This is a genomic window from Geobacillus sp. PK12 (assembly GCF_004123125.1).
GTDB classification, from domain to species: domain Bacteria; phylum Bacillota; class Bacilli; order Bacillales; family Anoxybacillaceae; genus Geobacillus; species Geobacillus zalihae.
This window is the reverse complement of the sequence record NZ_SDKL01000013.1, coordinates 173,318-198,454: the sequence shown is the minus strand read 5'-3', so window position 1 is coordinate 198,454 and position 25,137 is coordinate 173,318. Positions and strand designations below refer to the sequence as shown.

General features: G+C 55.4%; 26 protein-coding genes and 1 pseudogene. 4 read left to right on the top strand and 23 right to left on the bottom strand.

The window, feature by feature from the left end; genetic code table 11:
- Positions 1-51: 51 nt before the first annotated feature.
- Both ETR37_RS07155 and ETR37_RS07150 read left to right on the top strand, forming a co-directional pair.
- A complete protein-coding gene (locus ETR37_RS07155; RefSeq protein ID WP_015375338.1) occupies positions 52-807 on the top strand; it encodes an ABC transporter ATP-binding protein in 756 nt (251 codons plus the stop codon).
- Complete coding sequence (locus ETR37_RS07150) at positions 804-2,729, top strand: FtsX-like permease family protein (protein WP_020755288.1); 1,926 nt, start codon at positions 804-806, stop codon at positions 2,727-2,729. Before ETR37_RS07155 ends, ETR37_RS07150 begins: the two co-directional genes overlap by 4 nt.
- Positions 2,730-2,893: 164 nt before the next feature.
- Here the strand turns inward: ETR37_RS07150 and gndA are convergent, their stop codons facing one another.
- The 7 genes from gndA to mce all read right to left on the bottom strand — a co-directional run bounded on the left by gndA (position 2,894) and on the right by mce (position 8,691).
- Positions 2,894-4,303 (bottom strand): NADP-dependent phosphogluconate dehydrogenase, encoded by a 1,410-nt coding sequence (gene gndA / locus ETR37_RS07145; RefSeq protein WP_020755289.1) that lies wholly within the window; start codon positions 4,301-4,303, stop codon positions 2,894-2,896.
- Positions 4,304-4,459: 156 nt separating this feature from the next.
- Complete coding sequence (locus ETR37_RS07140) at positions 4,460-4,651, bottom strand: hypothetical protein (RefSeq protein ID WP_020755290.1); 192 nt, start codon at positions 4,649-4,651, stop codon at positions 4,460-4,462.
- Positions 4,652-4,733: 82 nt separating this feature from the next.
- Positions 4,734-5,228, bottom strand: coding sequence for a chemotaxis protein CheW (locus tag ETR37_RS07135; protein WP_011231828.1), 495 nt, complete (start codon positions 5,226-5,228; stop codon positions 4,734-4,736).
- Between the two features lie 108 nt (positions 5,229-5,336).
- Entirely contained in the window at positions 5,337-6,461 is a 1,125-nt protein-coding gene (locus tag ETR37_RS07130; protein ID WP_033005758.1) for a tripeptidase T, read from the bottom strand.
- Between the two features lie 31 nt (positions 6,462-6,492).
- Positions 6,493-6,663, bottom strand: coding sequence for a hypothetical protein (locus tag ETR37_RS19100; RefSeq protein WP_164977985.1), 171 nt, complete (start codon positions 6,661-6,663; stop codon positions 6,493-6,495).
- A 58-nt stretch (positions 6,664-6,721) separates the two neighbouring features.
- The gene (locus tag ETR37_RS07125; RefSeq protein WP_129447075.1) at positions 6,722-8,272 is read right to left on the bottom strand and encodes an acyl-CoA carboxylase subunit beta; all 1,551 of its coding nucleotides are present in this window, start codon (positions 8,270-8,272) and stop codon (positions 6,722-6,724) included.
- A complete protein-coding gene (gene mce, locus ETR37_RS07120; RefSeq protein WP_033005773.1) occupies positions 8,269-8,691 on the bottom strand; it encodes a methylmalonyl-CoA epimerase in 423 nt (140 codons plus the stop codon). The genes ETR37_RS07125 and mce overlap by 4 nt, the downstream gene beginning before the upstream one ends.
- A gap of 207 nt (positions 8,692-8,898) precedes the next feature.
- Between mce and prli42 the strand changes: the two genes are divergently transcribed.
- Entirely contained in the window at positions 8,899-8,991 is a 93-nt protein-coding gene (prli42, locus tag ETR37_RS19095; protein WP_020755294.1) for a stressosome-associated protein Prli42, read from the top strand.
- 47 nt (positions 8,992-9,038) lie between these two features.
- Here the strand turns inward: prli42 and ETR37_RS07110 are convergent, their stop codons facing one another.
- The 10 genes from ETR37_RS07110 to ETR37_RS07065 form a co-directional block, all read right to left on the bottom strand.
- Entirely contained in the window at positions 9,039-9,545 is a 507-nt protein-coding gene (locus ETR37_RS07110) for a L,D-transpeptidase (RefSeq protein ID WP_129447073.1), read from the bottom strand.
- A 68-nt stretch (positions 9,546-9,613) separates the two neighbouring features.
- Positions 9,614-10,588: an aromatic acid exporter family protein gene (locus ETR37_RS07105; protein ID WP_129447089.1), complete on the bottom strand. Its 975-nt coding sequence runs from the start codon at positions 10,586-10,588 to the stop codon at positions 9,614-9,616.
- Between the two features lie 169 nt (positions 10,589-10,757).
- On the bottom strand, positions 10,758-11,045 hold the full coding sequence (gene mntA, locus ETR37_RS07100; RefSeq protein WP_081132527.1) for a type VII toxin-antitoxin system MntA family adenylyltransferase antitoxin: 288 nt from the start codon (positions 11,043-11,045) through the stop codon (positions 10,758-10,760).
- The gene (locus ETR37_RS07095; RefSeq protein ID WP_033006466.1) at positions 11,026-11,481 is read right to left on the bottom strand and encodes an HI0074 family nucleotidyltransferase substrate-binding subunit; all 456 of its coding nucleotides are present in this window, start codon (positions 11,479-11,481) and stop codon (positions 11,026-11,028) included. The genes mntA and ETR37_RS07095 overlap by 20 nt, the downstream gene beginning before the upstream one ends.
- Before the next feature lie 42 nt (positions 11,482-11,523).
- Positions 11,524-11,865: a type II toxin-antitoxin system RelE/ParE family toxin gene (locus ETR37_RS07090; RefSeq protein WP_050572321.1), complete on the bottom strand. Its 342-nt coding sequence runs from the start codon at positions 11,863-11,865 to the stop codon at positions 11,524-11,526.
- On the bottom strand, positions 11,852-12,259 hold the full coding sequence (locus ETR37_RS07085) for an AbrB/MazE/SpoVT family DNA-binding domain-containing protein (protein WP_233130393.1): 408 nt from the start codon (positions 12,257-12,259) through the stop codon (positions 11,852-11,854). The genes ETR37_RS07090 and ETR37_RS07085 overlap by 14 nt, the downstream gene beginning before the upstream one ends.
- Before the next feature lie 433 nt (positions 12,260-12,692).
- A complete protein-coding gene (locus ETR37_RS07080) occupies positions 12,693-13,130 on the bottom strand; it encodes a BrxA/BrxB family bacilliredoxin (protein WP_011231850.1) in 438 nt (145 codons plus the stop codon).
- A 32-nt stretch (positions 13,131-13,162) separates the two neighbouring features.
- Positions 13,163-14,311, bottom strand: coding sequence for a methylmalonyl Co-A mutase-associated GTPase MeaB (gene meaB / locus ETR37_RS07075; protein ID WP_129447072.1), 1,149 nt, complete (start codon positions 14,309-14,311; stop codon positions 13,163-13,165).
- A complete protein-coding gene (gene scpA / locus ETR37_RS07070; RefSeq protein WP_129447071.1) occupies positions 14,308-16,503 on the bottom strand; it encodes a methylmalonyl-CoA mutase in 2,196 nt (731 codons plus the stop codon). Before scpA ends, meaB begins: the two co-directional genes overlap by 4 nt.
- On the bottom strand, positions 16,487-18,535 hold the full coding sequence (locus ETR37_RS07065) for a methylmalonyl-CoA mutase family protein (RefSeq protein WP_129447070.1): 2,049 nt from the start codon (positions 18,533-18,535) through the stop codon (positions 16,487-16,489). The genes scpA and ETR37_RS07065 overlap by 17 nt, the downstream gene beginning before the upstream one ends.
- A 186-nt stretch (positions 18,536-18,721) precedes the next feature.
- Between ETR37_RS07065 and ETR37_RS19750 the strand changes: the two are divergent.
- Positions 18,722-18,856 (top strand): annotated as a pseudogene (locus ETR37_RS19750) (type II toxin-antitoxin system HicB family antitoxin); the annotation flags it as partial.
- Positions 18,857-18,950: 94 nt separating this feature from the next.
- On the opposite strand, the gene ETR37_RS07055 reads toward ETR37_RS19750, so the two are convergent.
- The 6 genes from ETR37_RS07055 to ETR37_RS07030 all read right to left on the bottom strand — a co-directional run bounded on the left by ETR37_RS07055 (position 18,951) and on the right by ETR37_RS07030 (position 25,137).
- On the bottom strand, positions 18,951-19,535 hold the full coding sequence (locus ETR37_RS07055) for a Uma2 family endonuclease (protein WP_129447069.1): 585 nt from the start codon (positions 19,533-19,535) through the stop codon (positions 18,951-18,953).
- A gap of 66 nt (positions 19,536-19,601) precedes the next feature.
- Entirely contained in the window at positions 19,602-21,008 is a 1,407-nt protein-coding gene (locus tag ETR37_RS07050; RefSeq protein WP_129447068.1) for a sensor histidine kinase, read from the bottom strand.
- Positions 21,009-21,010: 2 nt separating this feature from the next.
- Positions 21,011-21,685 (bottom strand): response regulator transcription factor, encoded by a 675-nt coding sequence (locus ETR37_RS07045; protein WP_015375356.1) that lies wholly within the window; start codon positions 21,683-21,685, stop codon positions 21,011-21,013.
- Entirely contained in the window at positions 21,682-22,659 is a 978-nt protein-coding gene (locus tag ETR37_RS07040; protein WP_129447067.1) for a YncE family protein, read from the bottom strand. Before ETR37_RS07040 ends, ETR37_RS07045 begins: the two co-directional genes overlap by 4 nt.
- A 119-nt stretch (positions 22,660-22,778) precedes the next feature.
- A complete protein-coding gene (locus tag ETR37_RS07035; protein WP_015375358.1) occupies positions 22,779-24,116 on the bottom strand; it encodes a dihydrolipoamide acetyltransferase family protein in 1,338 nt (445 codons plus the stop codon).
- A 37-nt stretch (positions 24,117-24,153) separates the two neighbouring features.
- Positions 24,154-25,137: an alpha-ketoacid dehydrogenase subunit beta gene (locus ETR37_RS07030; RefSeq protein WP_011231859.1), complete on the bottom strand. Its 984-nt coding sequence runs from the start codon at positions 25,135-25,137 to the stop codon at positions 24,154-24,156.

Sequence of the window (25,137 nt, the reverse complement as noted above, 5' to 3'; positions counted from 1 at the left end):
GGAAAAAACCAACCCCATTGCTTATGATAGAAACGAAGGAGGGAAAACGAGATGGTCATATTGGAAGCAACCAACATCTACAAAACGTACGGAACGAAAAAGAACCTACAAGAAGTGCTCAAAGGCATCGATCTGCGTGTGGAGAAGGGGGAATTTCTCGCGATCATGGGGCCTTCCGGATCAGGGAAAACGACGCTCCTCAACGTTCTTTCCTCAATCGACCGGGTGAGCGAGGGCGCTATTTTCATCGAAGGAAACAACGTCGTCGCCATGAAAGACCGAGAGCTGGCAGAATTTCGCAAACGCCATGTCGGATTCATCTTTCAAGAGTATCATTTGCTTGACACGCTGACGGTGAAGGAGAACGTCCTTTTGCCTTTATCGATTACGAAAACGCCCAAGCGAGAAGCGGAAAAGAAATTTGCAGAATTGGCGGCTGAACTTGGCATTACTGACATCCAAAACCACTATCCGAGCGAAATTTCTGGTGGGCAAAAACAGCGCGCTGCGGCGGCGCGGGCGTTCATCCATGAACCGAGCATCATTTTTGCCGATGAGCCGACGGGCGCACTCGATTCAAAATCGGCTTCCGATTTATTGCACAAGCTGCAACAACTTAATAAAAAACGGAAGACGACAATCATCATGGTCACCCACGATCCGGTCGCCGCCAGTTTCTCAGGCCGTGTCGTTTTTATCAAAGACGGACAATTGTATACGCAACTGTATAAAGGAACGGAAACGCGGCAGCAATTTTTCCAAGCCATTATGCAAACGCAAGGCGTGCTGGGCGGTGTTCGGCCATGAGCATGAAGCAACTCCTGTTCCGCAACTTGAAACAAAACATCCAACATTATTATTTGTACGTGTTTGCCTTGATGTTTGCTTCCGCCTTGTATTTCGCGTTCGTGACATTGCAGTACGATCCATCGCTTGATGCCATCAAAGGGGGAGTGAAAGGCGCGGCGGCCGTCCGTACAGGCGCGGTGCTTCTTATCGTGATTGTCGCCGTCTTTCTTTTGTACGCCAACGCCCTGTTTATCAAGCGTCGGAGCCATGAGATCGCTCTTTTGCAGTTGATCGGCATGACGAAACGAAACATCTTTTTTATGCTGGCGGCCGAAAACGTCATTCTTTATTACGGCACACTGATCATCGGCATATTGGTGGGATTTGCCGCTTCCAAGCTGTTGATGATGATTTTGTTTAAAATCATCGATATTCCGCTAGCGGCATCTCTTTCCTTTTCTGGCCGAGCATTGGTGCAAACGTTGATTGTGTTCAGCGTGATTGATGTCCTCATGATGGGGATGAACCGCTTGTTTCTCAAAAAACAGACGATTTTATCCTTGTTCCGCACTACATCCACAACCGAAGCAAAACACGTATCCGTATGGAACATGGTCGTGGGGATGGTGGGGATCATCCTCATCGGCAGCGGCTATGGTATATCGACGAAATTGTTTAGCAGCGACTGGAAGAGCGTTCAAGGATTATTCATGGCCATGGCGTTCATTTTAGGCGCTGTCATCATCGGCACCTATTTATTTTTCAAAGGAACGATCAGCTTTCTGTTCCACCTATGGCGAAAACAAAAAGGTGGCTATTTGTCGATCAACGACGTGCTATCGGTATCGTCGCTCATGTTTCGCATGAAATCGAACGCGTTGCTGCTTACGATCATCACGACCGTGTCGGCCATCGCGATCGGGTTGATCTCACTAAGCTATATTTCCTATTATTCAGCCGAGCAATCAGCCAAAAACAACGTCGCCGCCGATTTCGCGTTTACGGACAAAAAGGATGCCGCCCGTTTTACGGCGGCGCTGCGATCTCATGATATTCGCTATCGGGAAACGATTATCGATGTCATCGAAGCACCGACTGATATTTCGATGATTTTGGACATCGCTGATCAAAGCCGGCTCCAGTTTCAGCCGTCCGCCGCGCCGCTATCGGTGATCAGCGACACAAGTACAGGCCGCATCGATGTCAAGCCTAATGAAGCACTGCTGACGGGATATCAGGACATGCTCCGTCAATTCTTGCCGTTTAAAGAAACGGGAACGATTCGCTTAGAAGAAAACGGCCGCATGGTCCCGCTTCATTACCTTGGGATGAAAAAAGACTATTACGTCAACTATCATTTCACGTACGGCATGCCGACTGTCATCGTCGACCAAACGATGTTTGATCGTTTGCAAAAAGAAACCGATCCACAAAAGAAAAAGGTGCATATCGGAATTCATCTGACTGACGAAACAAATATTGAACGGGCTGATCAGTTGTTTCAACGCATGGAGTTTTCCTCCATCACCGATTCGCGCCTGATGATGAGCCGCCACCAAAAGCAGACGTTCGGATTGATCTTGTTTGTCGTCACCTTTTTAGGACTCGCCTTTTTGGTCACATCCGGCTGCATTCTTTACTTCAAGCAAATGGGCGCCGGCGAAGAAGAGCGGCCGAATTACACCATTTTGCGCAAACTGGGATTCACCGAAAAAGACTTGCTCGGGGGCATTCGGCGGAAACAGCTGTTATACTTTGGCATTCCGTTGCTGCTGGGATTGTCCCATAGCTATTTCGCTGTCCGTTCCGGCTGGTTCTTTTTCGGCACCGAACTGTGGACGCCGATGTTGACGGTGATGGCGATTTACACGGTCTGCTATTCGCTGTTTGGCGTGTTGTCCGTTCGTTATTACAAAAAGCTAATTCGCGAGGCGCTTTAAAACGATGCAGCGAGTGAGGGAAGAACCAAAACCGTTCCAACGTTCGCCCACTCGATCAGTGGTCATCCCATTCTGAAGATGCAGTTCCAGTTGACGGAACGAATTTTAGCTTTATCGAACACGAAAAGCCCTTAGAGTGGTGAATGACTCTAAGGGCTTTTTTCTTATTTCAACCATTCCGTATGGAAAATGCCTTCTTTGTCAACGCGTTCGTACGTGTGGGCGCCGAAGTAGTCGCGCTGCGCTTGGATTAAGTTGGCTGGGAGCACCGCGGTGCGGTAGCTGTCGTAATAGGCGAGGGCGCTTGCGAATCCTGGCACTGGAATGCCGCGCATCGCCGCGGTGGCGACGATTTCACGGAGCGCGTCTTGGTAGCGTTCGACAATGTCTTTGAAATACGGATCCAAGAGCAAGTTCGAAAGCGCCGGATCGCGGTCGTACGCCTCTTTAATTTTTTGCAAAAATTGCGCGCGGATGATGCAGCCGCCGCGGAAGATCATGGCGATGTCGCCATAGCGCAAGTTCCAGTTGTATTCCTCAGAAGCCGCCTTCATTTGCGCAAATCCTTGGGCGTACGAGCAAATTTTGCTCATATAAAGCGCGCGGCGCACGGCTTCGATGAAGTGGCCGCGGTCGCCTTCAAACGGCTTCACCGCTGGGCCTGCCAGCACTTTGCTTGCTTTCACGCGCTCGTCTTTCATCGCCGAGAGGAAACGGGCGAACACCGATTCCGTGATGATCGGCAGCGGCACGCCCAAATCGAGGGCGTTTTGGCTCGTCCATTTGCCCGTCCCTTTTTGCCCGGCTTTGTCCAAAATGACATCAACAAGCGGCTTGCCTGTTTCTTCATCGATTTTCGTGAAAATGTCGGCCGTGATCTCGATTAAGTAGCTGTTCAGCTCGCCTTTGTTCCAGTCGGCGAACACTTCGTGCAGCTCTGCAGCATCCATGCCGAGCACATGTTTGAGCAAGAAGTACGCTTCAGCGATCAGCTGCATGTCGCCGTATTCGATGCCGTTGTGCACCATTTTGACATAATGCCCGGCGCCGTCCGGACCGATGTACGTCGTGCACGGTTCGCCGTCGACTTTGGCGGCGATGGCTTCAAAAATCGGGCGCACGAGCTCATGCGCTTCTTTTTGGCCCCCTGGCATGATCGACGGGCCTTTCAGCGCCCCTTCCTCGCCGCCCGAGACGCCCGTGCCAATAAAGTGGATGCCAAGTTCGGCGAGTTCTTTGTTGCGGCGCTGCGTATCTTTAAAATACGTATTGCCGCCGTCAATTACAATATCGCCTTTTTCCAAATGCGGCTTCAGCTGTTCGATCGTCGCGTCCGTCGGCGCTCCGGCTTTGACCATCAGCAAAATTTTCCGCGGTTTTTCCAAGGCGTTGACGAATTCTTCGATGCTGTATGTACCGACAATGTTTTTTCCTTTCGCTTCTTGCAAAAACTCGTCCGTTTTTTCGCGCGAACGGTTGTACACCGCCACCGAATAGCCTTTGCTTTCGATGTTGAGCGCCAAGTTTTTCCCCATGACCGCCAGTCCGATGACGCCGATTTGCTGTTTCGCCATTGTCCAACGTCCCTTTCCGTTTTGGTTTGTTCATCAAACAACATACCATACGTTTGCGCTTGCCTGCAAGTTTTTCTAAACCGATTTAGGAACGGGGCGGCACGACGGACTTTGCTTGACCTGTCCATGCGAAAAGGGGCGTAACGCCCCTCATGCTTAGTAGCCTCCATAGTGCGGGAAGCCGTATGGGGAAAACGGATAGTGGCCATCATGCATCCCGTATGGAAAGTGGTGATAGCCGCCGTAGCCCCCGTGCCAATAAGGATAGTAGCCATACGGATAGTGGCCGTAGCCGCCAAAGTACGGCGGATAAAAGCCGCCCGGATACGGGCCAAACGGTCGAACCATGGAATGCGCCTCCTCTTCATGAGTTGAAGTTCATTTCCATGATTAGGATATGCGCGGAAGAAAAAACGGTATAGGCAAACACCTATACCGTCTCTTCCTCTTGGATGACCTGGGCCGCGGCCTGGGCGGCGGCCACTTGCTCGCGAATCGCGTCCGCTTCTTCCAAATGGGCAAACAAGACGCGCGGATCCAGCACCGTGAGCAACCGCTCCGGCAGCGTCGCGATCCCGACGACATACGGCGTGCGCTCCGCGGATACGAGCTGCAGCGGTTTGATGGCTTCCGGTTCAATATCGACAATTTCCTTTGCTTCGTCAACGATAAACGCCACCGACAACCCGTCGACCGCGGCGACGACAAGACGCGTCTGCTCGGTTTCCTCGATCGCTTTCCCATATAGAAGCTTTCGCATATCGAGCACCGGCGCGAGCTCGCCGCGGATGCGCGCGACGCCCGCCATACAATCCGGCATATGCGGCACGGCCGTCGGCGCCGTCATTTTCTCAATCGAGACGACATACGCGATCGAGACGGCGTACTGTTCCCGCTCGACGCGAAACACCACGTATTTGTCCATTCCTCCGCCACCTCTTTCGTGATTCGCACTCTGCTTTTTTTATCGGCTCATTCCGGCCGAATGTTTACCGAAAGGTTCAAGAAAAAAGAGCATCCAGCCTCGGGATGCTCATTCGGCATTGGCGACTTCCTCGACAATGGCGACAACCATCTCTGTCAGCTTCACCAGCTCTTCAATCGGCATCCGCTCATTCGTCGTATGGATTTCTTCGTAGCCGACTGCGAGGTTGACCGTCGGAATGCCGAAGCCGGCGATGATGTTGGCATCGCTGCCGCCGCCGCTTTTCTCCAGCTTGCACGGCCGTCCGATGTTCGCCGCCGCCCGTTTGGCGACCTCGACGACATGGTCGCCGTCGCTGAACTTAAAGCCCGGGTACATCACTTCCACTTCGACATCGGCGCGCCCCCCCATTTCCGCGGCAACCGTTTCAAACGCCTCTTTCATTTTCGCCACTTGCGCTTCCATTTTTTCCGGAACGAGGGAACGGGCTTCCGCTAAAATATCAACGCGGTCGCAGACGATGTTCGTTTGCGTGCCGCCTTCAAAGCGGCCGATGTTCGCCGTCGTCTCCTCGTCGATGCGGCCGAGCGGCATTTTTGCGATCGCCTTCGCCGCAATCGTAATGGCAGACACTCCTTTTTCCGGCGCCACGCCGGCATGGGCAGTTTTGCCGTGCACAACGACTTTCAGCTTCGCCTGCGTCGGGGCGGCGACGACGATGTTGCCGACTTTGCCGTCGCTGTCCAAGGCATAGCCGTATTTCGCTTGAATGAGCGACGGGTCAAGCGCCTTCGCCCCGACAAGCCCCGACTCTTCGCCGACGGTGATGATAAACTGGATTACGCCATGCGGGATGTTTTGTTCTTTCAACACGCGAATCGCTTCCAACATGGCCGCCAAGCCCGCCTTGTCGTCCGCCCCTAAAATCGTCGTCCCGTCGGTGACGACATAGCCGTCTTGGATCGACGGTTTCACCCCTTTGCCCGGCACGACCGTATCCATATGCGACGTGAAGTAAATCGGGTCGACCCCGTCTTTCGTCGCGGCGAGCGTGCAAATCAAGTTGCCTGCCCCATGCCCCGTTTTCGCGGCCGCATCGTCTTCGATCACATCGAGGCCAAGCGCTTCAAACTTTTGTTTGAGCACCTTCGCAATGTCCCCTTCATGCTTCGTTTCCGAATCGATTTGCACAAGTTCCAAAAATTCGTCGACAAGACGCTGTTCATTGACCATCGCTTTTTTCCTCCTGCTTATGTACTCCACCTTAAGTATACCGAAATGTTCCGCCAAGAGCCAAACCGGACGCCGGAACGATCAAAACGCTGCAAACGTATAAGAACGCGCTTGAGATGTACCGATACGGGCTGCCTGACCGCCTCTCAACGAGCGAGCTTTCATCCGCTCCCGCTGCGGCAAACGGCCACGCCGCCCCCATCTAAAATATCGTTTGCCGCGAAAAAGGCGCCCGTTGCTTGCCGGACGCCTTCCATCGTTTACAGCGGAATGTTGCCATGTTTTTTCTTCGGCCGCTCTTCGTGCTTATGGCGAAGCATCTCGAGCGCCTGAATGAGCTTGATTCTCGTGTCGCGCGGGTCAATGACGTCATCGATCATGCCGTATTTCGCGGCGACGTACGGATTGGCGAATTTCTCGCGGTATTCGGCAATTTTTTGCGCCCGCGTTTCTTCCGGATTCGGACTTTTTTCAATTTCGCCCGCGAAAATGATGTTCGCCGCTCCTTGCGGCCCCATGACCGCCACTTCCGCGTTCGGCCACGCATAGACGACATCGGCGCCGATCGATTTGCTGTTTAAGGCGACATAGGCGCCGCCGTACGCTTTCCGCAAAATGACGGTGATTTTCGGCACGGTCGCTTCCGAGTAAGCGTACAAAATTTTCGCCCCATGGCGGATGATGCCGCCGTGCTCCTGCTTGACGCCTGGGAAAAAGCCGGTGACGTCCTCAAACGTAATGATCGGGATGTTGAACGAATCGCAAAAGCGGATAAACCGCGCCGCCTTATCGGACGAGTCGATGTCCAGCCCGCCGGCCATAAACTTCGGCTGGTTGCACACAAGCCCGACCACTTCGCCTTTAATGCGGGCAAAGCCGATCACGATGTTTTTCGCGAAATCTTTTTGCACCTCAAAAAACGACCCGTCATCGACGACTTGGGCGATGACGTGGCGCACATCGTACGGGCGGACGGCGTCAATCGGCACGACATCGGCCAAATCGGGGCGGTAGTCGTCCCCATCCGGAATCGGGCCAAACGGCGGCTTTTCGTTGTTGTTGGACGGCAAATAGCCCAAGAGCCGCCGCACTTCAGCGAGCGCCTCCTCTTCATTCGCTGCCGCAAAGTGGGCGTTGCCGCTGATCGTGTTGTGCACGCGGGCGCCGCCTAAATCTTCAGCGCTGATTTTCTCCCCGGTCACCGCTTCAATCACTTTCGGACCGGTGATGAACATTTGGCTCGTTTTTTCGACCATGAACACAAAATCGGTGATGGCCGGCGAATAGACGGCCCCGCCGGCGCACGGCCCCATAATGACGGAAATTTGCGGGATGACGCCGGAATAAATGGCGTTGCGGTAAAAAATGTGTCCGTACCCGTCAAGCGACAAGACCCCTTCTTGAATGCGGGCGCCGCCCGAATCGTTCAAACCGATGACCGGCGCCCCGGTTTTCGCCGCTAAATCCATGATGTTCGCAATTTTTTTCGCGTGCATTTCCCCAAGCGCCCCGCCGAAGACGGTGAAATCTTGCGAAAACACAAACACGGTGCGTCCATTGATCTTCCCGTAGCCGGTCACCACCCCGTCACCCGGCCCCTTCTTTTCCCCGAGGCCAAAATCGGTGCAGCGGTGCTCGATGAACGGATTGAGCTCGACAAACGTCCCTTCGTCCAACAGCAAATCAATCCGCTCGCGCGCCGTCAGCTTCCCTTTCGCGTGCTGCTGTTCAATTTTCTCATCGCCCCCGCCCAGTTCAATCTCACGTCGGCGGTCATACAGTTCGTTGATTTTGTCGTACATGTCGCTCATTGGTGTCCCTCCGTTTTCGTCCGTTCACAAAGCTCATACAACACGCCGCCGGTCGATTTCGGGTGCATGAACGCGACCCATGCCCCGCCGGCGCCGCGTTTCGGCGCATCTTGAATCATACGGATGCCGTGCTCCTTCAGCTCGCGGATGCGCTCGGTGATGTCTTCCACCCCAAGCGCCACATGATGAATCCCTTCGCCGCGCTTCTCGATAAATGTCGCCACCGCGCTCTCTGGCGACAGCGGCTCAAGAAGTTCAATTTTCGCCTCTCCTGCCTGCAAAAACGCCACTTTCACCTGTTCCGACTCGACTTCCTCGATGCCAAGAAACGGCAGGCCGAGCACATCCGTATAAAACGGAAGCGCTTTCTCAATCGAACGGACGGCAATGCCGATATGGTCGACTTTTTTCACTTCCATCGTCTGCATCCCCTTTGCCGCAAAATGATGAGGCCAACATTTTATCATTCGCCGTTTCGACAAAAAATCCTGCTTTTTTGTTTTTCTTTGTACGCGCCACGGTCGAGCTTTGGATCGGTTCGCTTCGCATCGGGCATTTTTCCTTGTCCGCCCTGCGGTTTGCCGTTACAATAAACGTAGAACAGCGGACGGAAGGAGGACGGACCGTTGTCGCGGAAAACGCAAAAATTCATCGTGTATGTAATGCTCATTTGCATGCTGCTGACGACGCTCCTCGCCGGCATCAGCATGTGGTTTTAACCGCAGGCATAAAAAACGCAAGCTTCCCGCTGAGGAGCTTGCGTTTTTTAGCGCACCGCACCATACCGCTTAGCAATGGCGTAAAACGATTCGTTGCTGCGGAGAATGAGCACGTTGGCGCCAATCGGCACCCGTTCATACAAATGCTCGACATCGCGGTTGTGCATGCGCACACAACCTTGCGACACATACCGGCCGATCGACGCCGGGTTGTTCGTGCCGTGAATGCCGTAGATGCGCCCGTCCGTCCCGCGCGCGTTAAAGCCGATCCACCTTGCGCCGAGCGGATTGTTCGGCGCCCCGCCTGGAATGTTCTTTTTCCGATAATACGGGTATTTCGCCTTCACCGTCACCGTAAACATCCCCTCCGGCGTCAAATCGGCATTGACCCCGGTCGCCACCGGATAAACGGCTTCGATGCGGCCGTCGCGGACGAGCGCGAGCTTATTGATCGCTTTGTTCACAATGACAAGCGGCTTCGCCTCCGCCGCTGTCTGGAAAGGCGCTCCCAACACGGCGGTGAGCACGAGACAAATGGCCAACCATACCCGCATATCCGTCCATCCTTTGCTTGAATGTTTGGCTATAGTGTGCGCCAAAACGGATGGACATATGCCCTGCATCATGCCTTCAGCCGCTGCGGTTTTCGTTCGTTTCCGGGATGGAATTCGCTTTTGATGATTAAATATCGCTCCAATTCGCGCACTAAATGAAACAACGCCGCCCGCTCTTCAAACTGCTCGCGCGTCTTTGGCAGCGGCATCGCTTTAAACTGTTCGCGCATCTCGGCAAGGCGCCGCAAAAAGCGGTCCGCCGTATTTCCCGGATGAATGGCGTCGCTTAATTCGTCGATAAAATCGGCGACCATCATCCGCTGCTCGACCGTGTAGACGAGCGATGTCACAAGCGGAAGCATATGCTCGATGATTTCCAACTGCCGCTCACGCATGCGGAAGTAGCGGACATATTCATCCTCATTCCGCCATAATTGATTGTCGGCGTGGCGCATGGCGAGTTTTTTCGCTTTGTCGAGCGTCTCCGCCGCAAGCGGCAGCTCTTTTCCGTCCCAATCGAGTTCATTGGTGCGCAAGTAGCGGACGATTTCTTTTAAAATAATGCGAAACAAATCTTCGACAATGCGCTGGTACTCTTTGAGCTCCTTCTCGGCGCTCGGCATGTACATGTTCATCAGCAGCGCTACCCCAATGCCAACCGCCACGAGCAAGATCTCATTGGCGACCAATCCCCACGTGATGTCCCCGGCCGCATACAAATGCAAAATAATGACCGAGCTTGTGGCAATGCCCTCGTTCACCTTCAGCCTGACGGTCACTGGAATGAACAGCAGCAGCAACAGCCCGATCGTCCACGGATGATAGCCGAAGACGGTAAAAAACAACGCCGCAAACCCAATGGCGACGACGCACGCCGCAAAACGAGCCCGGGCGGTCTCAAGCGACCGCTTTTTCGTCACTTGGACGCATAAAATGACGATAATGCCAGCGGAAGCGAAGTTATGAAGACCGATCAGCTGAGCGATGGCAATCGCCAGCGCCGCCCCCACCGCCGTTTTCAATGTCCGATAGCCGATTTTCATCGCGAGTCTCCTTTGCCAATGGTTGCCGACTTCATTGTACCGATGGCGGCGCTTTCGGTGCAAGAAAAAACGGACAATCCTGGCCTCCGCTCCGAAGCCGATCTGTCCCAACAGGCGCAAAAGGACAAAAAAGGCGGCTGTCCGCTCATGCAGGGCAAGCCGCCTACGCTCACGACGGAGATTTCTCATAAATCGTCTTCCCGTCGCGCTCGATTTCCCGCCGGATCGCTTCGTTCAGCGCGTCGAAAAAGAGCACATCACATGAGTAAATGCCGACAATCTCGTCAAGATCCTCTTTGATTTTCCACTTTTGTTTGCCGGTGTAGTCCACGCACAAGTCGATGTCCGAGTTGTAGCGGGCCGTGCCGCGCGCCCGCGAGCCGAACAAAATGACTTTTTGTATATCTTCTTCGCCCGCGAAATACGCCATCAACCGTTCAAACACGGTCGGGCTCATTCCATAGGTCACGATCGATCACTTCTTTTTTGATGTATTTGAGCAGTGCTTCAATTTCATGGACATATTGTGATACAATTCGGTTTTTAATCTGTTCATAGTCTTCCTCGTTATATACATGGGCTGCAGCGTTTCGCGAGTGCAATATATCGTTCCATACATCAATATTCTGAATCCACCCTTCCTTAAACGCCTGGCGGTAACATGCCCGCGGGTTGTTCAATTCCAGACCGGACGCTTTGAAAATTCGCGACAACAGCTTCCAGAGCTGGTCTTCCAAAATTTCATACTTTTTCACGATCGAATCACGATATACTTCCTTCAGCAGTTCATCTTCTGCCGACACTTGCTTCGACGCGGCAATGACATTCTTCAAATGAAGCAACAATCGAAACGCGCGCTGGTACGATAATACAATCGATTCTCGTTCATCCATGCCATCGTTCTCCTTTGCCCATTGTCCTAAATGGATCTGCATCTATGGCTTCGAAAATGGCGCTTGATTCGTCTTCATATAACGCTTCAGCTCTTCGTAAAAATTTTCACGCGTCCCCACCAAAACCACCACCACCACAACATGTCCGCTGTCATCTTGGTCGATCAAATAAGCAATCTCATAATTGATGCCTCGATGATAAATGTCATAACCGTAAATTCCTGCCAAATCACCAGTTTTCGCTTCCCCTGCTTCGGCGGGATCGGTAAGAATCTGCCGCAAGGCTTCGATCAAACGCTGCTTCAGAGCTGCATCCTTTTTTGTCAATTTTTTAATGGCTTTTTCTGCTTTCGGAAGCAATTGCAGTCGATTATGGTTCATCATCTTCACCAAATAACTCCTCTAACGTATCCGCGGTATACGTTTTTGCCTTCGGTCTTTCCTCAGAAATCATCGCGTTGAATGCAGGGGCAATTTGCGATTTACGGTATACAAATTCTTTGTATAGTTCTTCGCCTGTATATCCTTCTTCGATCAAGTCTTTTAAAATCAGATCGGAAAAGTCAAAATGATCCTCATGAATAGGATGAATAATTAACTTATTATCCGCTAACTCAATTAACACCTCGTTTCCAATTCCTAATTGCTCATAAAAATCCTTTGGGATCGTAATTTGTTTTTTGCTCGATACGGCAATTCGTTTCACAAGGTTTTTCTTACGGTTAGGGATATTGTCCATCGGTACCTTCTCCTTTGTCATCGAATCTGATGGTACCATATTATTCCCCTCCTTCCAAAAAAATAACCAAATTTCTTGGTTTCTTTACTAATGATCATAGCATGGTGGGGAAACAAACACAATGATTTTCCCATACCGTAGGGAGGAGAAGTGTTCAATGTTTGCGGAAGAGGAATAGATTGATGCAAACACTAACATCCTAGTGGAACAAAGCGGAGAATTCCTGAACAAAACGACGCTCAATTGATGGAGGCCAAGGTTTTCAAAGATAGCGATTATTATTTCAAATAGGAACTTTCATAAATGATACGAATTCGAACGTCCATGGTGTGGAAATTCCTTCACTTTCCTTGTATTTCAAGGATTCATTTGACATTGGAACTCACATTTCGCACCCCTACTAATCTATTATCACAAACAATAATGGCCATGCAAAAACCCGAAGTCCCTTTTGGAACTTCGGGTTCTCCTTTCACACTTCCTCACAATATTCATCGAACAGCGCCTGCAGCTTTTGCACGACAGCGACCGGTTCGTGCCCTTCGATGTCGTGTCGGTGCAACATGGCGCACAATTTCCCGTCTTTTAACAACGCGAACGACGGCGAGGACGGCGGCTCGCCGACAAAATATTCGCGCGCGCGGGCGGTTGCTTCTTTGTCTTGGCCGGCAAAGACAGTTACTAAATGGTCCGGGCGCTTGTCGTAATGAACCGCGTGGGCCGCTGCCGGACGGGCGATGCCGCCGGCGCAGCCGCACACGGAGTTGATGAGCACGAGCGTTGTGCCCGGACGGCGGAATGCCGCATCGACGTCTTCCGGCGTGCGCAGTTCTTCAAATCCGGCTTCGACCGCTTCGCGCCGCGCTTGTTCGACGATGTCGTTATAGAGCGGAAATTGAAATTGGAACATCTCAACACCTCCTTCGATTTGCCTTTATCATATCACAGTTCACCGCCCCGCTTCCGTTCATACGCCTCGATCAGCTCGCGGACGGCGGCGGTGACCGGCTTGGCGCCGGAAATGACGCTGTTCTCGAGCATCGGGAGCTTTTCTTTCACGATCGGGTCGGCGAAAAAGCGCGTTTCGATATATTCTTTGATCATGGCGTGCATCCAGTCTTTTTGCTGCTGGCGGCGGCGGTCGAAAAAGACGCCGGATTGCTTCGTCGTCTCGACAAACGTTTGAATGACGCGCCACATGTCGGCGATCCCTTCTCCCAAAAGCGCCGAGCATGTGTACGCTTTCGTCTCCCAGCCGGGCGTGGCCGGGCGGAGGTAATGGAGAAACTGGTTGTATTCTTTTTGCGCCGCTTTTGCTTTTTCTTTATTATCGCCGTCCGCCTTGTTGATGACGATGGCGTCCACCAGCTCCATGATGCCGCGCTTCATGCCTTGCAGCTCGTCGCCGGCGCCGGTTAAGGCGAGCAACAAGAAAAAGTCAACCATCCCTCGGACGACAAACTCGCTTTGCCCGACGCCGACCGTCTCGACGAGGATGATGTCATAGCCGGCCGCCTCGCACAGCATCATCGTCTCGCGCGTTTTTCGGTGTACGCCGCCAAGCGCCCCGCCCGATGGGGACGGACGGATGAAAGCAAGCGGATGGCGGGCGAGCGCCTCCATTCGCGTTTTGTCGCCGAGGATGCTGCCGCCGGTCAACGAACTCGTCGGGTCGACGGCCAAGACGGCGACGCGATGGCCCTGCTCGCACAAAAACGTGCCAAACGCTTCAATGAACGTGCTTTTTCCCGCCCCCGGCACGCCGGTGATGCCGATGCGAATCGAGCGGCCGACGTGCGGAAGCAGTTCATTGAGCACTTGCTGGGCGAGATCCATATGCCTAGACGCATTGCTTTCGACAAGCGTAATCGCCTGCGCCAAAATGGTGCGGTCGCCGGCGAGCACCCCTTGGACGTACTCTTCGACCGACCGCTCTTTCCGTCTCACGACCCGCTTTGGCGCCGGCGGGCGCTCGGCTTGCACGTACGACGACAGACCATTGCCGTCCGCCCATTCCGGGCGCCGCGGCTGCCCGTCCGAAGCTGCGCTCTGGCCGCTTTCCTGTTCCCGCCGTTTCTCTTCGCCGTTCATTGGTTCACTTCCTCATAGCCAAGCCGGGCGTAAATTTCCTCCAACACCTTTTCCGCTGACTCCGGAATCACGGTTCCCGGCCCGAAGATGGCGGCGGCGCCGTGCTCATACAAAAACGCGTAGTCTTGCGGCGGGATGACGCCGCCGACAAAAACGAGAATGTCGCCGCGGCCGAGTTTTTCAAGCTCCGCCACAAGCTGCGGCACGAGCGTTTTATGCCCGCCGGCGAGCGAGCTGATGCCGACAGCGTGCACGTCGTTTTCGACCGCCTGGCGCGCCGTTTCTTCCGGCGTCTGGAAGAGCGGGCCGATGTCGACGTCAAATCCTAAATCGGCAAACGCCGTGGCGATGACTTTCGCCCCGCGGTCATGGCCGTCCTGCCCCATTTTCGCGATCAAGATGCGCGGGCGGCGTCCTTCGAGTTCGGCGAACTGCTCCACCCGCCGCTTCACCCGCTCGAGCTGCGCTTCGTTTTTGTATTCCGAGCTGTAAACGCCGCTGATCGAGCGGATGGCGGCGCGATGGCGACTCGCCACTTTTTCGATCGCATACGAAATTTCCCCGAGCGTCGCCCGGACGCGCGCCGCTTGGACAGCAAGCTCGAGCAAGTTCCCCTCGCCCGTTTCCGCCGCTTTCGTGATGGCGTCAAGCGCCGCTTCGACCTGCTCGTTGTCGCGCGTCGCCTTTAGCTCGTTCAGCCGCTCGATTTGCCGCTGGCGCACGGCGGTGTTGTCGACTTCCAAAATGTCGATCGGCTCTTCTTTTTCCGGGCGGTATTTATTGACGCCGATGATCGTTTCCGCTCCTGAATCGATGCGCGCTTGGCGGCGGGCCGCCGCTTCTTCGATGCGCATTTTCGGGATGCCCGTTTCAATGGCTTTCGCCATCCCGCCTAAGCTTTCGATTTCTTCGATATGCGCCCACGCCCGCTTCATCAACTCGTTCGTCAACGTCTCGACGTAATACGAACCGGCCCACGGGTCGATCGTCCGACAAATGCCCGTTTCTTCCTGCAAGTACAGCTGCGTATTGCGGGCGATGCGCGCCGAGAAGTCGGTTGGCAAGGCGATCGCTTCATCCAAGGCGTTCGTATGGAGCGACTGCGTATGCCCCATCGCCGCCGCGTGCGCCTCGATGAGCGTGCGCACGACGTTGTTGAACGGATCTTGCTCAGTCAAGCTCCAACCCGACGTTTGCGAATGCGTCCTGAGAGCGAGTGATTTCGGATTTTTCGGATTGAACGTTTTCATCATTTTCGCCCACATGAGGCGCGCCGCCCGCAGTTTCGCCACTTCCATAAAGTAGTTCATGCCGATCGCCCAGAAAAACGACAGCCTCGGCGCGAACGAGTCGATGTCAATGCCGGCTTTCAAGCCGGTGCGCACGTACTCAAGCCCGTCAGCGAGCGTGTACGCCAGCTCCAAATCGGCCGGCGCCCCGGCTTCTTGCATATGGTAGCCGGAAATGCTGATGCTGTTGAACTTCGGCATGTATTTGGCCGTATAGGCGAAAATGTCGGCGATGATGCGCATCGACATCTCCGGCGGATAAATGTACGTGTTGCGCACCATATATTCTTTCAAAATATCGTTTTGGATCGTGCCGGACAGCTTGTCTTGCGTCACTCCCTGCTCTTCGGCGGTGACGATGTAAAACGCCATAATCGGGAGCACCGCCCCGTTCATCGTCATCGACACTGACATTTGGTCGAGCGGGATGCCGTCAAACAAAATTTTCATATCGAGCACCGAGTCGATGGCCACCCCCGCTTTGCCGACGTCGCCGACGACGCGCGGATGGTCGGAGTCATAGCCGCGATGGGTGGCCAGGTCAAAGGCGACCGACAACCCTTTTTGCCCCATCGCCAAGTTGCGCCGATAAAAGGCGTTGCTCTCCTCGGCGGTCGAAAAGCCGGCGTATTGGCGGATCGTCCACGGCCGCACGACGTACATCGTCGGGTACGGCCCGCGCAAGTACGGCGGCAAGCCGGGCAGATAATCAAGAAAATCGAGCCCATCGATGTCATTCTTTGTATAAAGCGGCTTCACCGCAATGTGTTCGTTCGTCTGAAACAACAGCTCATCGATCGACGCTTGCACGCGCCGCTCCACCGCGTCTCTCCACTGTTTCTCATCCACATCGGCCGTTGCGTCGGAAAGCGTCATGTTGGTAAAATCAACGTACTTCGCCATCAAGCGCCACCCCTCTTTCCGTTAGAAACGCCACGATCACATCGTACGCGTTCGAACCGAGATGAATCGATCCGTCCACGCCCGCGTCCGCGTACGTTCTCTCAAGCTCTTCCGGCGGCTTTCCGGCGACATACAGCTTCGCGTTCGGCTTGGCTTGCTTGAACGCCTCAGCCAACGCTGGAACGAACGCCGGATAATCGTCATCGGCGCCGCACACGATATAATGCGTCCCGTTCGTGTTCCGCACCCATTCGACCGCTTCCGCGACCGAGGCGAAGCCATCGCTCCGCTCGGCCGCCACCCCGCCGGCCGCAAACAGCCCGGCGATGAAATCGGCGCGCGCTTGATGACGGACAAGCGGCCCGATATTGATCAAGTGAACGGAAAGCCTGCTTCCTGTGCGTTCGGCATACTCCTCGGCTGCCTTCCGCAGCTGCTCAAACGGCTCGGCCAAGCGCCATGCCCGAATCGGCGTGATGGCAACAACCGCGTTCCCATCGACCAACGCCGCCGCGATCTCCCGAGCGGTTGCTCGACGACGAACCGCACGAATCGCCGCTTCCATCCACTTCCCGCCCGCGAGCGAGGCGCGAATATCGGCCACCCGCTTTTCATCCAGCGGCGGCGCCACGTTCGCTGCGTCTTGCTTCGGTTTTTCAACCGGCGTTTCCTCCAAATTGGCGTACACGTTCGTGCCAACGATTTTTTCCTTCCGCGTCTTGACACGATCCAGCCGCCGCTTGGCGACCGCTTCCACTTCCGTCTGCACGAAGCCGTCTTCGAGCGCCTTCGCCATGCCGCCTTTTTCCTCCACACGCTGGAACAGCTTCCACGCTTCTTCGGCGAGCTTGGCGGTCAACGTTTCCACATAATACGAGCCGCCCGCCGGATCGATGACGTTCGCCACATGCGCCTCTTCGAGCAAAATGAGCTGCGTGTTGCGGGCGATGCGTCGCGAAAACTCATCAGCGAGTCCGAGCGCCTCGTCAAACGGCGACACGTGCACGCCATCGGCGCCACCGACAACGGCCGCAAACGCTTCCGCCGCCGCTCGGAGCATGTTCACATACGGGTCGTACACCGTTTTCGTAAAGGGCGACGTGCGCACATGCAGCTCGATCCGCCTTGCTGATTCACCGCCGCCAAACGCTTCGATCACTTGCGCAAACAACCGCCGCGCCGCCCGCAGCTTGGCGATTTCCATGAAAAAGTCGGCTCCGACGGCGAGCGACACTTGCATCCTTGTCGCGATGTCATCAACCGTCAAGCCCCGGTCCAACCCGGCGCGGATGTACTCGACGGCTGCCGCCAACGAAAACGCGAGCTCCTGCACGGCGTTCGCCCCGCCGTTATGGTACGGCTCGCCGCGCACCAAAATCGTGCGAACGGCAGGCATCTGTTCCTTCGCCCACTTCGTTGCTTCCGCCATTTCATCATACAGCCGCTCAAGCGAACACGGGAGCGTCCCCTGCTCCGCCCACGCTCCGAGCGGATCCATGCCGATCGCGCCCCGTACGCTCGATAGCGGGACGCCCCGTTCCTCTAAATAAGCGGCCAACAGCGCCAAAAACGAAAGCGACCGCGCCCCGGCGTCCACACGGAGCGAATAGCGGTCCAGCGGCACGCCATCCAACATCGCCGCCACATCATCAACCGACTCGACGGCAAACGGCAGCCGACCAAGGGCAAGATGGATTTCCGTCTGCCCCCGCTCCAAGTCGTGCTTCACTGCCTCGTTCCAGTCGGACGGGCTCGCTGCCGAAATCTCCTGGCTCACCTTCCACGGCTCGCCCCGATACCCTTCTGGCCGCGCCCCACGCACATAGCGGCCAAAGCCCGGGTACTGCTCAAGCGGGCCGAGCGCCTCCACATCGCGGCGCGTATAGAGCGGTTTGACCGCAATGTTTTCGTACGTCATCGATACAAGCCGCTCGAGCGGCTTGCCTTTCAGCGACTTTTCCGCTTCCCGCTCCCACTCCTCCACCCTCGGAGCCGGAAACGCCGCTTCCTTCATCTTTGCGACATCGCTCATTCCGATCCCCCTTTGCCTTCCAGACATAAGAAACCGCTTTCTTTTCAAGCCGCACCTTTCCCTCTCGAACCCGTCTGCTCAGAACGAAGCGCTGATGACGCTTCGTGTGGGAAAAAACGGTTTCTATGTTTATTGTAGTACATCGGCCGCGTTTGGGCAATGAACAAAAAGGCAAACAACTTGCTGATGCCACCATTTCGCCATGAAATGGAAAACAAAGCGGTCAAAAAAACATGAACGATCCCGAAATGGCTCGATGACTTGGCGAAACAACACCATCTCAACGATTCACAAATCCTCCAAGAAGCCCTGAAAAAACATGAAAGGAAGAGGGCGTTGTTGCATGCTCTCTTGGACGATGCTCCCTCGTCCCCCTCCAAATCGCCGCTTAGCGAAAATCTCAACTGCCATTTATTCATTGGAAAATGTTTCGCAAATCGATCACGAAATCCTTCAATACATGAACCAAAACGGCGTCATCCCGGTTGTACACTCCATGAAGTTCCAATCTTCCTGTTTTTCCGCGCAAATACACTTCCACCACTTGATTCGCCGGGTCAACGATCCAATATTCCTTCACCCCGGCCCGCTCGTACGCGATCCGTTTGTCCATCCGGTCGATTTTGGCCGTGGCGGGGGACAAGATCTCGACGACCAAATCCGGAGCCCCGACAATGCGGTTTTTTTGAATTTTGTTTTGGTCGCAGATGACGACAAGATCGGGGCATACCCAGTTTCGGACGTTTTCATCCATCCATCCCTTTCGATGATCTTCGAAAAGATACACATCGATCGGGGCGGCCAACACGCGGCAATCCTTCCCACGAAGATGCATCCCGAATTCAATGGAAAGTTGGAGCGAAACGGATTGATGTTCCGGTGTCGGCGACGGCGCCACGCTAATGATGTTCCCATCCAACACCTCGCACCGTTTTCCTTCCGGCCATGTCGCATACTCTTTGTAGGTCATAGGGGCCTGTTCCTTTTCTGGTGAACCCATATCCTCCACCTGCCTCCTAATTTTATATTGATTATACATCATCCATTCCTGTGTCTTGAACGATGTTTATTCCTCTTCCCGAACGAGCGGCAGGCGGACGAATACGGTCATCCCGCGTCCAAGGTCGCTGTCGAACCAAATCGCGCCGTCATGAAGAGAGACGATTTGTTTGACGATGGCAAGCCCCAAGCCGGTGCCGCCTTCTTTGCGGGTGCGGGCGCGGTCGACGCGGAAAAAGCGCTGGCCGAGAAGCGGGAGCTGGTCTTTCGGAATTCCTTTTCCCGTATCTTGGACGACAAGCTCGCCTTCCGCTTCCGACAAGCGGGAAAGCCGCACCGTCACCACACCGCCTTCTGGGGTGTAGCGGATGGCGTTGTCAAGCAAGTTGCGCACGACTTGTTCGAGCCGGTCGGCGTCGCCGTTGACGATGATGTCATAGTCCAACTCGCACGCCAGCTCGATCCGCTTTTGCGCGGCGATCGGTTCGTACGTGGCGATGACATCTTCGATCACTTGGGCGAACGCCACCGGCTCGCGCTCGAGCGGCACGCTTTGCCCTTCAAGGCGCGCCAGGTCAAGAAGATCGCGCACCAGCCGCTCCATCCGCTCCGTTTCGCGGTGGATGAGGCGAAGGTACGCCTTTTCTTCTTCCTTCGTTTTCGCGAGGCCAGCAAGGAGTGCTTCGCTGTATCCTTTCATATAGCTGAGCGGCGTGCGCAGCTCATGCGAGACGTTCGCTAAAAACTCGCGCTTCCGCTCGTCTTCTTTGGCAATGGCGTCCGCCATTTGGTTGAACGCCTCCGCCAGGCGGCCGATTTCATCATCGCTCCGCACGGGGATGTCCGCTTCGTAGCGTCCTTCCGCCATGCGTTCTGCCGCTTGTTCCATCGCCTGCAGCGGCTCGGTCATCTGCCGCACCATCCGTCGGCCGACAACCAAAAGCGCGGCGGCGAATATGGCGGCCAACGGCCAAAACGCGGCGGCCGCCCGCTTCGTTGCTTCCTGAACGTCGGCTAACGGCAAATACAAGTAAATCGCTCCTTCAAGCCGCTTGCCGTCCAAAAGCGAAACGACGACCGCCATCACGCGGCGGCCGAACCGCTTTTCGTATCCCGTTTTGACAACAGGCTTCCCGGCTAACAATGTTTCCCGGTCGCGGCCGCTGACTAACGCGTCATAGTGGACCGGAAACGGAAAGCAGGCGCTCAGTTCGCGCGGGTTGTCGATCAACAAGATCGTGGCCGTTGATTTTTCGTCATACCATTCGATTTGACGGCGATATGCCTCCGTCACCGCCCCGCCGCGATAGTCGCGGGCGAGGCTCGTCCCTTCCGCGATCAACGTTCGCTCAACTTCTTTCATGTACACCGTCCGGTAAAAATAATTGAGAAGACCAAAAGAAAACGCCAGCGTCACCACGACCGCGGCGCCGATCGACAGCCATAGTTTTTGTCCTAACCGAAGCCGTTTCATGTTCATCCCTCAAACTTGTAGCCGATGCCCCAGACGGTTTGGATATGGCGAGCGGCGTCTTTCAGCTTCATGCGCAGCGTTTTCACATGCGTATCGACCGTGCGGGCGTTTCCTGTATAATCATATCCCCACACTTTGACGAGCAAGTCGTCGCGGCTGAACACCTGACCGCGGTGCTTCGCCAAAAACAGCAACAGCTCAAACTCTTTCAACGTCAATTTCACCGGTTTGCCGCCAACGGTCACGGTTCGGCCTTTTTCGTCGATGGCAAGGTCGCCAAATTGCAGCCGTCCGTCGTGCTCGCGGACGCGCTGCACCCGGCGCAGCACCGCCTCAAGGCGGGCGATGAGCTCTCCCGGGCTGAACGGTTTGACGATGTAATCGTCGCCTCCCAGCTTCAATCCTTTCACTTTGTCCCATTCTTCGCCAAGCGCGGTCAAAAACAAAATCGGCACGTCCGACTGCTCGCGGATGCGGGCGCAGACGGCGAATCCGTCCTGTTTTGGCATCATGACGTCCAACAGCACGGCATCAACCGGATGTTGCGAAAGCAGCACCAGCGCTTCTTCCCCGTCCCCTGCTTCGAGGCAGCGAAAGCCGGCGTTTTCCAAATACATGCCAACGAGCAGGCGCATTTCTTCTTCATCATCGACGATTAAAACGGTTCGTTCGCTCATGTTCGTCCCTCCCGAATGAATAGCTGCAGCGGGCCATCCCCTGTTTTCCAACGGACAAGCGGACGCAACGTCGCCTCATCGACCACGATGATTTCATCGCTGTCATAGCTCGCGATATACAAACGACCGAACGCCGCTTCCATCGCAAATGGATTGGCGCCGACAGACGCCGAAGCGAGTTTCTTTCCATCTAGGGAAAATTGGTAAACTGTGTTGGAGCCATGGCTTAGCACAAACACGCCGCGGCCTGTTTCGACGAAATCGACCGGCATGACCGGAGCGGCGATCGTCCGGAGCAAGCGGCCGTCTTGCAGCGAGTAGACATGAATGTTCGTTTCCACACGGCTTCCGCTGCCGTGCCCGCCAACCCACAGCTCTCCTTCCTGCTCGCGCACCACTCCGCCTAAGGCGAACTTTGGCACGGCGAACGAACGGATGACGCAGCGGCGGTCCACATCGATGATCCACGCCCGTTCGTCTTGAAAATCGATCACATACAACCTCGTTCCAGCGCGATTGACCAGCAACGTCATCGGGGAGCGTCCGACCGAAAGGCGGGCGATCTTGTTCCCATCCCGGTCGACGACAAGCACCGCGTGATGAGTGCTGTCGCCGAAAAACCACGTGCGGCCATCCGGGGACGGGGCCGCGCTGACGATGCCACTCCCCGTTTTCCACTCGGCGAGCGGCTTCCCGGTGGCCAGATCGTACCGATAGACCCCGTCAAGATCCCGCCCGTACAAAAAAAGCGTCCGGCCGTCCGGGCTCAACGCCCCGCCTTGAAACGGTTCGTTGATGTTCCAGCGGGCGATTTTGCGGCCGTTTTCTGCGTTCAAAAAGGTGACCGTTTCCGCTTTGACATCGAGGCTGATGACGACAGGAAGCGAATCGGCCACCGGGGGAAACGACGGATTGGCGCAGCCGCTTAGCATAAAGAACAGACACAACAGCATCCACACGCTCGCTCGTTTCATCTTGTTTTTCTCCTTCGCACGTTTGTTTCCGCCCTCATTATACCTCACATTTGTGAAAGAAGTTTGAAATCGCGCCACGCAAAAACCCCCACCGCCAACCGATGGCGATGGGGGAATCGTTAATAAATCGGCGTGTTGTCTTTGTTCATGTTTTCCAAAATCGCTTTGACGCGGGCGAGGAAGCGTCCACAAATGAGGCCGTCCAAGACGCGGTGGTCAAGCGACAAGCATAAGTTGACCATGTCGCGGATGGCGATCATGCCGTCTTTCACGACCGGGCGTTTGACGATCGTTTCCACTTGCAAAATGGCCGCTTGCGGGTAGTTGATAATGCCCATCGACTGCACCGAGCCGAACGCGCCGGTGTTGTTGACGGTGAACGTGCCGCCCTGCATGTCTTCCGGTCGCAGTTTGCCGGCGCGCGTTTTCGCCGCCAGTTCGGCGATTTCGCGGGCGATGCCTTTGATCGTTTTCTCATCGGCGTGCTTGATGACCGGAACAAACAAGGCATCGTCCGTCGCAACGGCGATCGAGATGTTGATGTCTTTGCGCTGGATGATTTTATCACCCGCCCACGTCGAGTTCAGCTGCGGGAATTCTTTCAGCGCTTGGGCGACCGCCTTGACGAAGAAGGCGAAATACGTCAAATTGAAGCCTTCACGCCGCTTGAACTCGTCTTTGATCGCATCGCGGTAGGCGACAAGATCGGTGACGTCGACTTCGACCATCGTCCAAGCGTGCGGCGCTTCGTGTTTGCTGCGGAGCATGTTGGCGGCGATCGCCTTGCGCACCGGGGTGACCGGAATTTCGATGTCGCCCGCTCCGGCTTCGACGTTCGGGGCCGCTGGTTTGATCGGCGCTGCCTGCGGCGCGGTTGGCGCGGCAGACGGTTGAGCCGCCGCGGCGGCCGGGGCCGTCTGTTCCGCTCTCGGTTCCGCTTTTGGCGCCGCTTGTTCCGCCGCCGGTGCCGCTCCCGCTTTCGGAATTTGTCCAGACTCAATGAGCTTCAGCAAATCTTTGCGCGTCACCCGCCCGCCAAGGCCGGTGCCTTTCACTTGTTCAAGGTCAATGCCATGTTCTTGGGCAAGGCGGAGCACGGCCGGCGAATAGCGGCCGTTGTTTGCCCGGCCGGTCTGTTTCGGAGCGGCTGGTTCCGCGTTGTCTTCTGCTTTCGGCGCTTCATCCGCCGGCTTCGCTTCCGGAGCCGGTGCAGCGCCTTCGACTTCGATCGTGCAAATCGGCGCGCCGACTGGGAGCGTCTCCCCTTCTTTGGCGATCAGCTCGCGAATGACGCCGGCAAACGACGACGGAATTTCCGCGCTCACTTTATCGGTGATGACTTCAGCGATCGGGTCGTATTTGTTCACTTTGTCGCCCGGGGAAACGAGCCATTTGCTGATCGTGCCTTCCGTGACGCTTTCCCCGAGCTGAGGCATCGTCAATTGTTCGATGGCCACATCGATACCCTCCTATCTTGGCTGCAATGTCTTCGCCTCAAAACGCCGCTAATTCGCGCATCGCTTTTTCGACTTTTTCTGGATTGATCATAAAGAATTTTTCCATCGTCGGCGCATACGGCATGGCCGGAACGTCCGGGCCGGCGAGGCGCATAATCGGCGCGTCGAGATCAAACAAACAATGCTCCGCGATAATGGCGGCGACTTCGCTCATGACGCTGCCTTCTTTGTTGTCTTCCGTAATGAGCAGCACTTTTCCTGTTTTGCTCGCCGCTTCGATGATCGCTTCTTTGTCAAGCGGATAGACGGTGCGCAAATCCAACAGGTGAACGGAAATGCCGTCTTGGGCGACGCGCTCGGCCGCCTGCAAGGCAAAATGGACGCACAGCCCATACGTGATGACGGTGATGTCATCGCCTTCACGCTTGACGTCCGCCTTGCCGATCGGAAGCACGTAGTCGTCCTCCGGCACTTCCCCTTTAATGAGGCGGTAGGCGCGTTTATGCTCGAAAAAGAGCACTGGGTCTTCGTCGCGAATCGCCGCTTTCAGCAGCCCTTTCACATCGTATGGCGTCGACGGCATGACGATTTTTAACCCAGGCTGGTTGGCGAAAATCGCTTCGACGGACTGCGAATGGTACAAAGCGCCGTGAACGCCGCCGCCGTACGGGGCACGGATGACGATCGGGCAGTTCCAGTCGTTGTTCGAGCGGTAGCGGATGCGCGCCGCTTCCGAAATGATTTGGTTGACCGCTGGCATGATAAAATCGGCAAACTGAATTTCGGCAATCGGGCGCAGGCCGTACATCGCCGCGCCGATGCCGACGCCGACGATCGCCGACTCGGAAAGCGGCGTGTCGATGACGCGCTCTTCGCCGAACTGCTCGTACAATCCTTGCGTCGCTTTGAACACTCCGCCTTTTCGGCCGACGTCTTCTCCTAACACAAACACGCGCGGGTCTCGTTCCATTTCTTCGCGAATCGCCATCGTGACGGCATCAATATAGGAAATAACAGGCAT